This is a genomic window from Rickettsia endosymbiont of Culicoides newsteadi (assembly GCF_002259525.1).
GTDB lineage: Bacteria > Pseudomonadota > Alphaproteobacteria > Rickettsiales > Rickettsiaceae > Tisiphia.
The window spans coordinates 1-15,968 of sequence record NZ_MWZE01000020.1; the positions used below are offsets into that span (position 1 = coordinate 1).

A 15,968-nucleotide genomic window follows, 5' to 3' on the forward strand; every position below is an offset into this window, starting at 1 on the left:
GAATTTTGGAGTATGACTCAATTACCGATTTTGATCCCTACTTCCCTACATTGTTACAAAAATTGTAGGGTACTATGGATTAGCATATGCTTCTCATTCTGTATATAGGGTAGATCCATACCATTAATTCAGGAGAATTTGGTAGCAGGAGCGACGAGTAACAACGTCACCAACTTCTCATCAATTGACTATAACAATATCAACAACCTATTCGGGGCTATAATATTGCTCGGCTACAACACCTAATAACAATTCCGGATGCTCCCCTGTTCCTAAGCTATTTTCTGTCAGCTGTGTTTGCCCTACTTGCATTGAGGATTGCTCCTTAGATAGCAGCTTTACTTCTCCTATCACGACATCTAATTTTTGATCCATTTCCTTTAATTTCTGTATAATAAGTTCCAGAATACCATCCTGCATATCCTGTTTCAATTGTTGTATTCCTTTGGAGATATTTTGGTTTTCTTCTAGCTTTGTACCAGTAACAGGTAATTTTTCTTGTATCGAATCTATTCCTTGATCGCTCTTCTTAGATAAGGTTTCTTCAGCCTGGGCTTCTTCAGCTCGTACTCTATTTTTTTCTAATATTTTATATATACTTTCTCGTATGTTATAGTCTATCTCGTTAGTAGACAAAGTCTTGTTTTTATGCAAATTTATTTCCGTCAAGGTGTTGTTTTTCCTTATAGCTTTTAGTATCAACCTAGCTCCCTCATTGCCTATCTTGTTGTTGCTCAAATCTATATACGTTACAGAACTATTTTCTTCTAAGAAATGTGCTATCAACCCAGCACCCTCATTGGTTATTCTGTTGCTGTCCAAGTCTATCTCCGTTACGGTGTTATTATACTTCTCTAAGGCTTGCAATAATAACTTAACTTCCTCATTGCCTATCCCGCTCTTATACAAATCTATTTTCTTAATATCTACTCCTGCACGCATATCTTTAATAATGTCAGTAAGTCTAGTCATAATATTTGCCTTATAAATTTAATGTTATCCTTTTCGTTGAGACAAATAGCTACAGTCAATACCGAGCCTCTTTTTATAAAAAGATATATTCTATATGATATAGAAATATATTTGATATGTAAAGTATTTTTGTGAAAAAAATTATTGGAAATATCAAGTTTAGTGACAATTATGTAATGATTATTTTCAGATATTTTCTTTTAGCCAAATTAGAAATTTTTTAAACCAACTAGCATCATTATTATCATTAATATCAAAATTATTCTTTTGTATTTTTAAAGATTGGGTTTTTACCATACCTATAGCAGTGGAATATATATGGGGATTATAATCTTCAGCAAAACCTGGTAAAATTTCCGGTTTACCAATTCGTACTTGTTTCTCAAAAATTTTACTTGCTAGTTCTTTTACTCCCCGGAGCATCGCTCCTCCACCAGTAATAACAATGCGGTAGGCGATCATATTACCTGCCACAACTCTATCGTGCTGGGCTTGAACCATCAATAATATTTCTTCTACTCTTGGACTGATGACGCATGCAAGATATTTTAAGGTAATTGTTGGTCTACCACTGTCAGGAATTTCCATTTCAAAATCTTCTAAATTAATAATATTATCTTTATCAAGAGAAGATGGCATGGCATTACCATAGAGAATCTTAAGTTTTTCTGCAACGTTCAGGCTTACTGAGAAGACTTTTGCTATGTCAGATGTAATATGAAAGCTACCTATATCTATGTAGCTTGTATATATTAACTTGCCTGAGACAAACACGCCAAAAGAGGTAGTTCTTGCCCCCATATCGATTATGATAGAGCCAAGATTTTTTTCATCTTCTGAAAGACAAGCAATTCCTGACGCATAAATTGCTAATATAATATTATTTATTTCCACATGACATTTTGCAAAACAATTGGTAATATTCATCAGCATATTAAAATTTGCTGTGATAATATGTAATTCACACCCTAATTCTTTGCCAAACATTCCGATTGGATCTTCAATAGCATTATTATTATCAAGAGTAAATTCTATAGGGAAATAATGAATAATTTCTTGGTCTTTAATTTTGAATTCCAATAAGGCTTTTTTGATAAGTTTTTTGATATCTTGTGGTGAAATTGGCTGATTAGAAAGTTTTATTTTACTATTTGCATAATAAGACTTAGTGCCATAGCCTGTTAGTGATATAGTTATTTTTTTTATGTTTTTACCGCAATCTTTTTCTAATGCGTAAATCGCTCCGACTATGCTATTTTCCGCATCTTTTAAATCTAATATGACTCCTGATTTAATACCTTTTGAGTGATGCAGAACTTGGCTTACTATTCTTGCATCTTCTCTTTTATCAATATATGCTGCAATACAAGCTATTTTACTACTACCAAGGTCAAGAGTTAAAAAGTTAGACAATCTGGCTTTCATAATTCTTAATATTTTTCTATATAAAACTTACTCAAATCTCGTAAATCTATAGTTTTATAATTTTGATTAAATAATAGATTTTTCATATCCAATCCTGCAAGGTAATCTAAAGCACGATCAAACCCAGAATCTGGCATTTTAACAGTTATACCTTGCTCTAGATTTAAATTCCATCGTCTTTTCCCATAAAGTACCGAAGAGACAATTTTCTTAGCTAGTTCAGGGTATTTTGCTAAATCTTGAATTAATTTGTTAGTATAAATATTAGCATCCAATCCTACAACATGAGGAAGATTAGTGAAAGTACCTATATCAGTAGTAATTTTATATCCTTCTTCATCAATAAGTAAAACTTTCTCGTTAAATTGCCAGATAGCAATTGGCACTCTCTCAGTTAATCTTATGTAAATAGTATTAGGTAATCTTCTCTCAATAATTACAACATTTTTAATCCAAGGATTGCGTTGCAAATTACTCTTTATTGTTCCTAGGTCTAAAGAAAGAATAGGCGTACCCTTATCAGCATTTAAAGTTGCTAATATATCTTCTTCCTTAGTATTATATTGCCCTTCTATTAAAACATTTTCAAGTCTAAAGCTAATATCAGAAGTGAATTCATAAATATTTTGGATAATTTCTTGCCTTACAGGAACAAAATAGTTGGTAAAGAAAAATGAAGACAACAAAACTACTAGGGTAATTTTAATAAAAAATACCACTCTAATATACACCATTGCCAACTTTCGTCGTAAAGGTATATTGGCTTTTTTCTTCTTATTAGACGCTTTATTTCTCTTCATGTGTCAATACATGCTGTTTCTAAGATTCTTTCCACTAGCGAGCGGAAATCCATTCCCTGTAAAGCAGCTATTTCTGGTATAATCGATAAGGGAGTCATACCAGGATGGGTATTAATTTCTATAGTAAAAATTTCATTCTTACTTTCGTCAAAAATAAACTCTGCTCTAGCCACACCTCTACAATTCATGGTTTGATATATTCTTTCCGACTCTTCTAGTAACTCATTATATATATTTTGTGGTAATGGAGCTGGACATAAATGCTGGGCAAATCCATCAGTGTATTTAGTATCATAATCATAAAAACGCTGTTTCAGGAGTTTTATTTCCAATACCCCTAAGGCTTCGCCGTTTAAAACGGCTACTTGCATTTCTCGCCCCTTAATATATTCTTCAATCATTACCTGATCACCATAAGGAAAATCATAATCAGCAAAGTTAAAATCATCTTCAGCAAATATTACTTCAACGCCTATACTTGATCCCTGGGCAATAGGTTTTATAACATAGGGTCTTGGCATAGGATCGGCCTTAATGTTATCAGATTTATTAACGACAATATGCTTGGCTACCTTAATATCATTAGCAACAAACCATGCTTTTGCATGTATTTTACTAAATGCTAAAGAAGAAGCGAGAACCCCACTATGAGTATAAGGAATTCGCAAGATATTGAGTAAGCCAGGCAAACAACCATCTTCGCCATAAGTACCATGTAAACAATTATAAACTATATCCGGTTTTATCTGTAAAAGTACCGAGGCAATGTCTACTCCCATATCTATAAAAGTAACTTTATATCCACTATCTACCAAAGCTTTGTTAACTCCCGAAGATGATACTAAAGAAACTTCTCGTTCAGCCGACATACCGCCACCTACTACCGCCACATGTTTTTTTCCTTTATTACTCAATATTGTAACCTTAGAATTAGCAATAAAACTTGTTTGATATTTATGCATATTTCCCTATTCTTTTAATTTCCCATTTTAGATCAATTCCACTATTTTCAAATACTCTTTTTTTAACAAGATCCCCAAGATTTTCTAAATCACCAGCAGAGGCATTGCCATGGTTTATCATAAAGTTACAATGTAGTTGCGAGATGGAAGCCCCACCAATTTTGTATCCCCTCATGCCGGCTTTATCGATTAGTTGCCATGCTTTATGATTTTCTGGATTAGCAAATGTACTACCACCAGTACGTTCTTTAATTGGTTGGCTTGCTAGTCTATTTTTACTTATTTCATTCATTTTTTCTAGGATCATATTACTGTCCCCCATCGTTGTCTTAAATATAGCTTTGGTTATAATCAAATCTTGTGGTAAATTATTACCTCGATATTTAAAACCTATTTCTTCGTTAGGGATGGTAATAAAATTACCTCTAGAGTCTATTGCTTCAATTGCTAGGATAATATCTTTAAATTCCGAGTTATAGGCACCGGCGTTCATTACCACTCCACCACCTATAGTACCTGGTATACCACTTAGAAACTCAAAACCAGTAATTGAATGTATTTGACAAAATTTAGCAAGATTAAAATTAAGGCAACTACTTCCTACCGATAATTGCCCTGCCGGTAATTGGTGGTCTGGCATTAATTCTATATTGGTAAAATTCTGACCAAGTTTTATCACAACCCCCTCTATACCACCGTCTCTAATAATAATATTTGATCCAGCCCCTAAAACAGTTATTGGTCTCTGTTGTTGGTTTTGTGCGACAAAATCTGCTAAGCTTGATGAATCTAATGGTTTAAAAAATATCTCCGCAGGTCCACCAACTTTAAACCAAGTTAAATGACTTAAATTGTAATTATTTTTATATTCACCAGCTATTTGCATAATTATAAAATATCTACTTTACAGATTTATTTTAATTTTTGGATTGCTTCGTCGGCTTACGCCTCCTCGCAATGACGTTCTTGGGTAAATTGCTGATGCAAATTATTTGCCCAAGCAGAAATACTCCCAGCACCCATCATAATTATTATATCATTTGGCATAGCTTCCTTGGCAATAAGACCAGCTATATCCTGGTGATTCTCGATAAATGATACCATCGAATGAGATTTAGTACCCTTGATTTTGTCTACTAAATTTCTTCCCGTTATACCGTCTATTGGCTGTTCACCGGCAGCATATATATCTGTGATATACAGCTGATCAGCATCAAAAAAGCAAGTTATAAAATCATCAAACAAATATTTAACCCTTGAGTATCTATGTGGTTGGAAGATTGCTATAACTTTACTATTTTGCTTATTAGCAATATTTCTTGCCGTAGCAAGTGTAGCTTTTACTTCTTCCGGATGGTGAGCATAATCATCAATTATCGTAGCGTTATTATATTCGGCTACTTTAGTGAATCTGCGTTTTATCCCTTTAAAGCTATTAAATCCATTTTTAATAATTTTAATACCAAAATCAAGCTCTACGGCTATCGCGATAGCCGCAAGAGCATTAAGGATATTATGCCTTCCCGGAGTAGGTAAGGTGATGTGTTCGATAGTTGTTACCCCATTTACGTTAGGTAGACTAATTCGCACATCAAAAGTTGATGATTCAATATCAGAGTTTAAATTAAAGGCTTGTATGTTGGCATCATTTGAGTCTATTCCATAAGTTATGATTCTACGCTCAAATATGTCATTTACTAGTTTTCTAACAATTTGGTGATCAATACAAGCCACGGCAAAACCATAAAATGGTAAATTAGTTACAAAACTCTTAAAAGCTTTAATTAAACTATCAAAATCCTTATAAAAATCTAGATGTTCCGGATCGATATTAGTTATTACTGCGATCGTTGATGGTATGTGAATGAAAGTTGCATCAGATTCATCAGCTTCAGCTATTAGATAATTCCCAGATCCAAGATATGCATTGGTGGATATATTATTAATAATACCACCATTAATTAGCGTTGGGCAAAGCCCAGCCGCTTCAAATAAACAGGCAACGAGTGATGTAGTCGTAGTTTTGCCATGCGAACCAGAAATTGCTATGGAACATTTTAGCCTCATTAATTCAGCTAGCATTTCAGCTCGCCTAATTATTGGTATTTTTTTACGTATAGCTTCCTGAATTTCAGGATTATCTTTATTAATAGCCGACGAGACCACTACATATGAAACATCAGTAATATTCTGAGCTTGATGACCAAGGAAAACCTTAATACCATTATTTTCTAGTCTTGTGGTATTATAATTTTCAGCTATATCAGAACCTTGCACTTTATATCCGAGATTATGTAGTATTTCGGCAATGCCGCTCATACCAATTCCCCCAATGCCGATAAAATGCATAGTGTCAAGAGTCCCATTTATTTTTTTTAACTCTAATAGAAACATGTATATAATAATTAATTGTCTATCTCTTGCATAATCAGTTTTTAACTAAAGGTCAAGCTCTAATGATGAGTATACAACAATTATAGCGTACACTAAGCGTTATTAGAAAAATATTGTAAAAAATCAATGACGAAGTAATATTATATCTGATTATATACTCACCTTACGCATAAACTACATAACAATTTAAAAATTCCGGAAAAGTACAAAACATCATTGCGAGACCACGTAGTGGTCGAAGCAATCCACATTCATTAGATTGCTTCGTCGCTAATAAAGTAGCTTCTCGCAATGACGCCAAGCTATTTTCTATATTACTTTTAAATGCCATGAGTAAGGTGAGTAAATCATTATTTACATTGACTTCAATATCTATTATATCATACTTTTAACTTACAATTGCCACGACCACGTAGTGGTCTTGCTAATAGCGTCTGTACTCTTTTGGAATTTTTAAATTGTCATGAGGTTTATACGTAAGGTGAGATAGTAAATCTAAATACAAGGAATGCTACTGATGTTTCATCATAATAATTATTGGCTTAATATCTATAAACCTAAGGGTATCAGCTCAGCAAAGCTTGTTTCTATAGTTAAAAAAAACCTTTTAGGAGTTAAAGTTGGTCATTGCGGAACCTTGGATGTTGAAGCGGAAGGGGTATTACCTTTGGCAATTGGTGAAGCAACAAAGTTGGTACGAATTCTGGTAGATGCAAAAAAAACCTACATTTTTACGGTGCAGTTTGGTAAACAAACTGATACAGCAGATGCTTCAGGTAAAGTAATAGCTTTTACTGATCATATTCCTAACGAAACCGATTGTTATAATATCTGTAAAAAATTCATAGCTACGATTAAACAGCGTCCCCCTGCCTTTTCTGCGATAAAAGTTAACGGTGTTAGATCTTATAAATTAGCCCGAGAAAATTTGGCAGTAGAATTAACCCCTAGGAATATCCAAATATATAATTTGGAATGTCTTAATTTTGATCATCAAAATAATCAAGCTACCTATAGGGTGGAATGCTCTAAGGGAACGTATGTAAGGACTTTAGCAGAAGATATTGCTTTATCCTTGCAAAGTTTAGCATTTGTGCTAGAATTACAGCGTACTAAAGTTGGAATATTTACAGCATGTAATGCTATTAAATTAACAGAACTTGATGAACAAAATCAAGGAATAAAAGAATTTCTTGAAAAAAGAAGTATAAAAATTGAAGCAGTACTGGACGACATCCTGGTACTTGATGCTACTACTGACCAAGCTAAAAAAATTATTTATGGTCAGAAATGTTATTTTGATTGTCTTGAAAAGATTGAATTAGTTTGGATTCGATATCAAGACTCTCTGTTGGCAATTGGTAGCTTGAGTGAAAATTGCTTTAATTCTTTACGAGTATTTAACCTATAAAATAAATATGGAGATTACTGATGTCGGTTACAGCACAGCGTAAGCAACAATTAATTGCAGAATATGCTACTAAAGAAAATGATACTGGTTCTAGTGAAGTGCAATGTGCAATTCTAACTGAAAGAATCAGCAATTTAACAGAGCATTTTAAAACTAATCACAAAGATTTTTCCTCGAGAAGGGGATTATTAATGTTAGTTGGTCGTAGACGTCGATTATTAGATTACATCAAAAAACAAAGTTTAAGCAGATATTTGTCGTTGATCAATAAACTAGGAATAAGAAAGTAAAATAAAACCCGGCTAAAAAATCAAAAATTAGCCGGGTTTTTTTGTTAATTAAATAAGGAAAAAGAATGTTTGAAGAAATAGTTAAAACAATAGAATTAGGTGGAAGAACACTTGAATTAACGACTGGTAAAATTGCTCGTCAAGCTGATGGAGCAGTTATGGTAAAAATGGGAGGAACTGTCTTATTGTGTACTGCCGTAAGTGCCAAAGAGCCAAAAGAAGGAATAGGATTCTTTCCTCTTACTATCCATTATAAAGAAATGGCATTTGCTGCTGGTAAAATACCAGGGGGGTTTTTTAAAAGAGAAGGTAAAGGATCGGAAAAAGAAGTATTAGTCTCACGCTTGATTGATCGACCAATTAGACCATTATTTCACCCAGCTTTTCTTAATGAAACGCAAGTAATCTGTACTGTTCTTTCATATGACCCTGAGTGTAATAGTGATATACTAGCAATTATTGGAGCATCTGCTGCATTAGCTTTATCTGCAGCACCATATCAACATATAGTAGCAGCCAGCAGAGTCGGTTTGATAGATGGTAATTTTATCCTAAACCCTTCATTTAACCAGTTAAAGACTAGTAAACTAGACTTAGTAGTGGCAGGAACTGACACATCAGTTATGATGGTTGAGTCTGAAGCCGATCTATTGTCCGAAGAGCAAATGTTAGAAGCTATTGAGTTTGGTCACAAGGCATTACAGCCTGTAATCGAATTGATTAATGACTTAGTAAAAATTGCTGGAAAACCTAAATTACAGCCTACTAGCTTGTTCCCTGCTAGCTTAAAAGAACAAATTAGCAGCATAGTGCAAGAAGATATTAAGCGGGCTTTTGCTATTAAATTAAAACAAGAAAGACTATTAGCGGTAAAGAACATTTATGATATAATTAAGCGGCACTTTGCAGAAGATATTGCGAATAATAATCTTACTAACTCACAAATTGAATTTGCTCTTAAAGAAGTAGAATCAGAAGTACTGCGTCAGGACGTATTAAAGAAAAATACTCGTATAGATGGCAGAAAGCCTGCCGACATAAGAAACATAGCTTGTGAAATTGCGATATTGCCAAAAACACATGGTTCAAGCTTATTTACTAGAGGAGAAACACAAAGTTTAGTAGTTACTACACTTGGCACTGGTCAAGATGAACAAATTGTTGATAGTTTAGACGGCGAATATAAAGAGCGTTTTATGCTCAACTATATTTTCCCTCCTTATTCAGTAGGAGAAGCAACGCCAGTAAGGGCTCCTGGTCGCAGAGAAATAGGTCATGGCAAACTAGCATGGAGAGCCATTAACCGCATGTTGCCAACTAAAGAACAATTCCCTTATACCATTAGGGTAGTGTCAGAAATTACCGCCTCTAATGGCTCATCATCCATGGCTACTATTTGCGGCGGTTCAATGGCGCTTATGGATGCTGGAGTGCCGATCAAAACCCCTATAGCAGGTATTGCTATGGGCTTGATAAAAGAAGGCGATAAATTTGTAATTTTATCTGATATTATTGGGGATGAAGATAATCTTGGAGATATGGATTTTAAAGTAGCTGGTGGTACGGAAGGTATAACCGCCCTACAAATGGATATTAAGATATCTGGCGTAACATTTGAAATAATGAAGCAGGCTTTAGTTCAAGCAAAGACTGGTCGTATTCATATTCTACAAGAAATGGATAAGGCTATTAATAAAACCAATAACCATGTTAGCCAATACGCTCCTTGTATTTATAGCTTTAAAATTGATAAAGATAAAATTAGAGATGTTATAGGACCTGGTGGTAAAGTAATACGTGAAATTTGTGATACAACGTCAGCTAAAATTGATATAAGTGACGATGGTAATGTAACCGTTTCTGCGATAGGCAAAGAAAAGCTAGATATGGCAATTGCCAAGATTAAGTTAATTGCCATTGAACCTGAAATTGGCGGCATATTCAATGGAACAGTTGTCAAAATATTAGAATCCGGAGCGTTTATCAATTATTTAGGTAATCGTGATGGATTTATCCATATTAGTGAAATCTCTAAGGAACGTATTGAGTCTGTGTCTAGTGTTTTAAAACATGGTGATGTGGTAAAAGTTAAACTTATTGGTTTTGACAATAAAGGCAAAGCCAAGTTAACCATAAAAAATATTGACGCTACCGTTACTCCAAACGTTACGACTAATCATAAATCTGAGCCTTATAAAGATAACGCTGATATTAATAACAATAAACGGGAATCTGCCAAAAAATGGCAAAATAACAAACCATCTAATGAAGATGAAACAGTAACTAAAGAACGGAAATACTTTAATTAAGACTATTGACTTAATAAAAAATCAATACTAAACTTAAAGTTCTACTTAATTTAGGAGGAGAAGTTATGTCAAAAAAACCAGAAATATTGACAGATTATTTAAGAAATAATGCAGAAGGATTTTCACTTGCTTCAAAAGGACAGGAAAAAGGCATAGAAGATAATAAATGTAATTTTTACACGGATAGGCAAGGCTCCTCTCCTCAATATATTATGCAGACTTATTCTGTTGGCTCTTTAAATAGTGCATTTTCTAAAATGATTTTTCGTGAGGGACAAGACATTACTCAATTAAGAAGTTCAGGCGTATCTGTGCATTACATTATAGATACAGATGGTTTAATATATCAGTTGGTTCCGGATAGTAAAAGTCCTTGGGCTGCAGGAAAGGGATCTTTAAAAACCGGTAGTAAGTTAAATAAAGATATACCAAATGACATGAAGAATGTTATGAATGATTATTGCATAAGTATCATGTCTATAAATAGCGGTAAAGAACCTCTAACGGCAGAGCAAATTGAAGCTAACCTGTTGCTAACTAAATATTTACGTGATGAATATAAAATTGAGAGTGCGAATATAGTTGGTTTAGCAGATTGGGCTGTAGGAAGGCATATTGCACCTGGTCCATATTTTCCATGGAAAGAATTCTCTAAGCATAATTTGGGTTTATGGTCTGACGTAGAGCTTAAAGATTACCCTGAAGTTATAGTATCATGGAAGAAGAAAGCTGACTCTAAAGAGGTCGTAGAAGATATACAACAACAATTTGCAGAATTGGGAATGATAGGAATGACAAAAGGTGATGAAGGATATTTGGATTCTTCTACTTTGTCCAATATGCTTTCTTTCAATTTACATTACTTTGGATCGGAAATTATAAATAATCCTTATCTTAATAGCATGTATGATGAGCATCTTTGGCAAAATTCAAACGATCCTGATGCAAGAGGAGTATTAGGGGAGTGGAATGAAAATAGTCAAGCCGTATTAGATGATATTCTGAGTTAATTGTTTATGAGGTTAGAATCATAGTATGATAGGAGGCTGCCTACAATAACTAAAGTAATTCTATATTTGGCTCTTTTTGGCTGTGAATAAACATGATTTTTTTGAAATAGGCACACTATTCTTACAAAAATCATATCTATTCTCGCCGGAAAATATAGTCAATTCAGGAGAATTTGGGGCTAAGAGCGATGGAGCGATGCCTATAACTCGATAATCAAGTTTTTTTGCAGAGCTTATAAATAGTAGGTTGTTTGAAGGAAATTTGAATATATCCGAGTCACGACATCTATCTTTAAACGCAAAATCTGTCATTCCCGCTTCGGTGCGGAATCTATAATACCTCAGGGCATTTTTAGATACCTACTTTCGCAGGGATGACAACCATTATCCTATATTTCATTCAAATCTGCAAAAAACTTGATTATCGAGTCTTACCTGCCTCCTGTTCTAACTTTCGACAGCTGTGCTGTTTATGATTTTACATATGGATTTTCAGTTTTAGTATAAATAAATCTTATTGGAACACCTGGTAAATTAAAAGCTGCCCGCAAGTTGTTTATAAGGTACCTAGTATAACTATCAGTGATTTTTTCAGGATTATTGGAAAATAGCTTAAAGGTCGGTGGACGAATTTTTGTTTGAGTCATATATTTAATTCTAACACGTCTCCCGCCTTTTTGTAAGGGTAACGGATGCTGTTCAAGGGCAAAACCTAACCAATCATTCAGTTTACTTGTTGTAATTTTTTTATTCCATAAATTATAAATTCTGATAGATTCATCTAGCACCATATTAATATTATGTTTTTTTAAGGCTGATATGAATATTATTGGCAATCCTCTAACTTGTGGTAGATTGGTTTCTATCTTATAAGCAAATTCCTCTTTAAATTTATCCTGGTCTCTTCTCTCAATCAAATCCCACTTATTAACTACTATAAGCAAACTTCTGCCTTGATCTATAACATAATTGGCAATATTTAGATCTTGTTGTTCTAGAGGAGTTCGTGCATCAACCATCAGAATAACTGTATTAGCAAACTTGATGCTATTAATAGCGTCAGAAGATGATAATTTTTCTAAGGATTTAGTAACCGTTCCTTTTTTTCTTAAGCCAGCCGTATCAATTAATTTAAATTTATTATCATTATATAGCCAATCAATTTCTATAGATTCTCTTGTTATACCGGCTTCAGGTCCTGTTAATAATCTTTCATTGTTAATAATGCTATTAATAAAAGTAGATTTTCCTGCATTTGGTCGACCACTCACCACTATTTGTATATAGTTAGCTTTTATTGGATCGGTTAATTGGTCAGTTAATTCTTCCTCTCCATCTTCGTTTTCTAATTCTTCAGTTATTGCATCGTATAAATCTGCCATACCAACACCATGCTCGGCAGAAATTGGTACTACATTATCAAAACCAAGCTTGTAATATTCTTTAGCAAAGTCAAATCGTCCTTCACATTTATTAACGATTAACACAGATTTCTTATTATATCTTCTGATAAAATTAGCAAAAAACTGATCTTCAGGTAACACCCCCTCCTTGCCATCTACCACAAGACATAGCAAATCTGCCTCTATAATCGCTTCCATAGTTTGTTGCATCATTCTATATTCTAATTTTTCATCTTCTGCTTCTTCTAAACCAGGAGTATCAATTACCGTAAAATCGAATGAACCAATTTGTGCATCAGCGTATTTTCGGTCACGTGTTACCCCAGGGAGATCATGTACGATTGCCTTTTTCCTGATAGCTAAACGATTAAAGAGCGTAGATTTTCCGACATTGGGTCTGCCAATAATTGCCACAATTTTTTTAGTCATGTCACTTCATTTTATCATAATAACGCGTTAACACTAATATCAAATCATTTGAATATTAGCAATATTTGCTATATTATTAGCACTTAATTATATAAAGTTAAACAGTTTATTGTACCTATCAGGGATTTTGTATATAGTTATTCAAAATAACATTTTAAATAATATATAATGGCAACAATGAGTACAAATAACAATATTAATGATGTTGTAGAAATTACAGCACAAAGTGGTTCATCAATTTTTTCTCTGATATCGTCATCTGATATCATCGGAAAATTTGTTATGATAATTTTGGTAATTGCCTCAATCTGGGCATGGACTATTATTATAGATAAGATACTCCATTTAATTCAGGTAAGAAGGAAGATTGCAGTTTTTGAAGTTACTTTTTGGTCTGGAACAGTTTTAGACCAATTATATGAAACTACCAAAAGAACAATCAATAATCCTCTTGCTGCAGTTTTTGTAGCCGCGATGAATGAATGTAACCGTCAAAGTTCCAAAAACCTCACTGATGCACTTAAAATTAGTCATAAAGAGCGAATAATACAATCTATGTATTTGATCAGAAATCGTGAAATTGAAAGATTAGAACAAAATTTAGGTTTTTTGGCAACTGTTGCTTCTAGTACACCATTCATAGGATTGTTGGGTACTGTCTGGGGAATTATGCATAGTTTTCAGTCTATTGCAGCATCAAAAAACACCTCACTTGCTGTTGTTGCGCCTGGTATTGCAGAAGCTCTACTTGCAACGGCAATTGGCTTATTTGCGGCAATTCCGGCAGTGATTTTTTATAATTACCTTTCCTCGCAAATAATTAAGATTAACAACAAAATCGATGATTTTATTAATGAGCTTAGTTCTATATTATCAAGAGCTATAGATGAAGGAAAAATGTAATGGCAATACAATTACGCAACTTAGGTAATCAAAGAGCAAGAAGTAATTTAGTCAGCGAGATTAACGTTACACCACTCGTTGATGTTATGCTAGTATTGTTAATTATCTTTATGATAACCTCTCCAATGCTAGTATCAGGTATTAATGTTGATTTACCAGAAACAACTTCTAGCCCACTGTCAGGACAAGATGAGCCGTTAGTGATTAGTATTAACAATAAAGGAGAATTATATTTATTAGAATCTAAAATAGAAAGACAAAATTTGGCTAGCAAGCTAACTAATATTACAAAAGAAAAAAAAGATACTAGAATTTTTGTAAGAGGAGATAAAAATGTATCCTATGGTGAGGTAGTTAGTGTTGTAGCTGAAATCCATGCAGCTGGCTTTTCTAAAGTAGCACTAGTTTCAAATATTAAATATAATGAAAAATAATAATATTGTTTCTGTCTCTTTTATTTGCTCGGTAGTACTTCATTTACTAATAATTTATTTCTTTTTATTTGGTCTACCATCATTGTTTAAAAAGCTTCCTGAAGAGCAAGTAATAGTTTTTGAAATGTTACCGATTAGTAATCAATCTAATGTACCCAATAAAACTAAACAGCCTGAAAAAGCTATAGAGAATCAAGATGCAAAAAAGGTAGAGCAAAGTAAACCTGACTATGTAGAAGAGAAAAAACCTGTAGAGAAGGCTGTTGAAGAAAAGAAATTGGTAGAAGACAAACCGGTAGAAGAGAAGAAGTCCATTGAAGAGAAGCCTATTATTGAGGAAAAAAAGCCTATAGAAAAGCCTATTATTGAAGAAGAAAAGCCTCTAGAAGAAAAACCTATTATCGAAAAAAAGAAGGCCATAGAAGAGAAGAAACCTACAGAAGTGAAAAAGCCTACAGAAGTAAAGAAGCCAATTGAGAAAAAAAAGAAAATTCCTAATAAAAGTGACTTAGATTCTTTGCTTAAAAATTTAGAACAATCATCTGAAGGCTCTAATGCAAAGTCAAATAAACAAGCAAGAGCCAAAGAAAATAAAGAAACTCAGGAATCGAAAGGTTCATACGATGACACGTTAGCTCTTTCTATCAGTGAAATATCTTTAATTAAGCAACAAATAGAGAGATTATGGAGTAAGCCTATTGGGATACAAAATCTTGAGCAGTTAAGGGTAATTTTGTATATTGCTTTAAATAAAGATGGTAGTGTTAAAGAAGTAAAAGTAAAAGAAACAATATGCCCAAATATAACGAAAACAGCTTGTGACGCTCTATCTGACAGTGCAATGAGAGCCGTATGGCAAGCAAGCCCTATTAATAATCTAGACCCTCAGCGTTACGATAGCTGGAAAGAATTTAATTTTCTTTTTAATCCAAGTAATAGCAATAACTAAAATAATTCTATATTAGAAAATGAAAAAAATAAGCCATATCGTAAAAATAATGAAAATAGCTATTAGTGGATCATAAAAATCTGTTATATTTATAGACATAACCGAGTTTGGAATAACTTGTTATATCGAATTCGGGTTGTATATATGTTCGCAGATTTCAGAATAAGGAAGTAATTGATATGCAAAAATATTTAGACCCAACAAATGATAGTCTATTTAAGAAAATCTTTAGTGATCTGGAGAGGCTAAAAGAATTTCTTAATAGTATTCTTGATTT

Annotated in this window: 15 protein-coding genes; 8 read left to right on the forward strand and 7 right to left on the reverse strand. The window is 33.4% G+C overall.

The features are described 5' to 3' along the window. Positions 1-207: 207 nt before the first annotated feature. From RiCNE_RS02550 to murC, 6 genes are all read right to left on the reverse strand, one after another. Entirely contained in the window at positions 208-972 is a 765-nt protein-coding gene (locus RiCNE_RS02550; protein WP_094649057.1) for a leucine-rich repeat domain-containing protein, read from the reverse strand. A gap of 186 nt (positions 973-1,158) precedes the next feature. Further along, positions 1,159-2,397: a cell division protein FtsA gene (gene ftsA / locus RiCNE_RS02555; RefSeq protein ID WP_094649058.1), complete on the reverse strand. Its 1,239-nt coding sequence runs from the start codon at positions 2,395-2,397 to the stop codon at positions 1,159-1,161. A 5-nt stretch (positions 2,398-2,402) separates the two neighbouring features. Continuing rightward, positions 2,403-3,197 carry a cell division protein FtsQ/DivIB gene (locus RiCNE_RS02560; protein ID WP_094649059.1) on the reverse strand — a complete coding sequence of 265 codons (795 nt, stop codon included), beginning with the start codon at positions 3,195-3,197 and terminating at the stop codon, positions 2,403-2,405. Next, positions 3,194-4,159, reverse strand: a complete 966-nt coding sequence (locus RiCNE_RS02565; protein ID WP_094649060.1) for a D-alanine--D-alanine ligase — start codon at positions 4,157-4,159, stop codon at positions 3,194-3,196. Before RiCNE_RS02565 ends, RiCNE_RS02560 begins: the two co-directional genes overlap by 4 nt. Continuing rightward, a complete protein-coding gene (gene murB, locus RiCNE_RS02570; RefSeq protein WP_094649061.1) occupies positions 4,152-5,045 on the reverse strand; it encodes a UDP-N-acetylmuramate dehydrogenase in 894 nt (297 codons plus the stop codon). Before murB ends, RiCNE_RS02565 begins: the two co-directional genes overlap by 8 nt. 56 nt (positions 5,046-5,101) lie before the next feature. Further along, positions 5,102-6,553 carry a UDP-N-acetylmuramate--L-alanine ligase gene (gene murC, locus RiCNE_RS02575; protein ID WP_094649062.1) on the reverse strand — a complete coding sequence of 484 codons (1,452 nt, stop codon included), beginning with the start codon at positions 6,551-6,553 and terminating at the stop codon, positions 5,102-5,104. 517 nt (positions 6,554-7,070) lie between these two features. On the opposite strand from murC, the gene truB reads away from it, so the two are divergent. From truB to RiCNE_RS07780, 5 genes are all read left to right on the forward strand, one after another. After that, positions 7,071-7,964, forward strand: a complete 894-nt coding sequence (truB, locus tag RiCNE_RS02580) for a tRNA pseudouridine(55) synthase TruB (protein WP_094649063.1) — start codon at positions 7,071-7,073, stop codon at positions 7,962-7,964. 20 nt (positions 7,965-7,984) lie between these two features. Then, positions 7,985-8,254, forward strand: a complete 270-nt coding sequence (rpsO, locus tag RiCNE_RS02585; RefSeq protein ID WP_094649064.1) for a 30S ribosomal protein S15 — start codon at positions 7,985-7,987, stop codon at positions 8,252-8,254. 65 nt (positions 8,255-8,319) lie between these two features. Beyond that, positions 8,320-10,563: a polyribonucleotide nucleotidyltransferase gene (gene pnp / locus RiCNE_RS02590; RefSeq protein ID WP_094649065.1), complete on the forward strand. Its 2,244-nt coding sequence runs from the start codon at positions 8,320-8,322 to the stop codon at positions 10,561-10,563. 65 nt (positions 10,564-10,628) lie between these two features. Then, entirely contained in the window at positions 10,629-11,573 is a 945-nt protein-coding gene (locus RiCNE_RS02595; RefSeq protein WP_094649066.1) for an N-acetylmuramoyl-L-alanine amidase, read from the forward strand. A gap of 76 nt (positions 11,574-11,649) precedes the next feature. Then, the gene (locus tag RiCNE_RS07780) at positions 11,650-11,787 is read left to right on the forward strand and encodes a hypothetical protein (RefSeq protein ID WP_157905651.1); all 138 of its coding nucleotides are present in this window, start codon (positions 11,650-11,652) and stop codon (positions 11,785-11,787) included. 256 nt (positions 11,788-12,043) lie between these two features. Here RiCNE_RS07780 and der read toward each other — a convergent pair whose 3' ends face one another. Continuing rightward, positions 12,044-13,405, reverse strand: coding sequence for a ribosome biogenesis GTPase Der (gene der / locus RiCNE_RS02605; protein ID WP_094649068.1), 1,362 nt, complete (start codon positions 13,403-13,405; stop codon positions 12,044-12,046). A gap of 177 nt (positions 13,406-13,582) precedes the next feature. On the opposite strand from der, the gene tolQ reads away from it, so the two are divergent. The 3 genes from tolQ to RiCNE_RS02620 are packed head-to-tail and all read left to right on the forward strand — an operon-like array spanning position 13,583 to position 15,691. Then, positions 13,583-14,308 (forward strand): protein TolQ, encoded by a 726-nt coding sequence (gene tolQ, locus RiCNE_RS02610; RefSeq protein WP_094649069.1) that lies wholly within the window; start codon positions 13,583-13,585, stop codon positions 14,306-14,308. After that, the gene (gene tolR / locus RiCNE_RS02615) at positions 14,308-14,742 is read left to right on the forward strand and encodes a protein TolR (RefSeq protein WP_094649070.1); all 435 of its coding nucleotides are present in this window, start codon (positions 14,308-14,310) and stop codon (positions 14,740-14,742) included. The genes tolQ and tolR overlap by 1 nt, the downstream gene beginning before the upstream one ends. After that, positions 14,732-15,691 (forward strand): energy transducer TonB, encoded by a 960-nt coding sequence (locus RiCNE_RS02620; protein WP_094649071.1) that lies wholly within the window; start codon positions 14,732-14,734, stop codon positions 15,689-15,691. Before tolR ends, RiCNE_RS02620 begins: the two co-directional genes overlap by 11 nt. Positions 15,692-15,968: the final 277 nt, after the last annotated feature.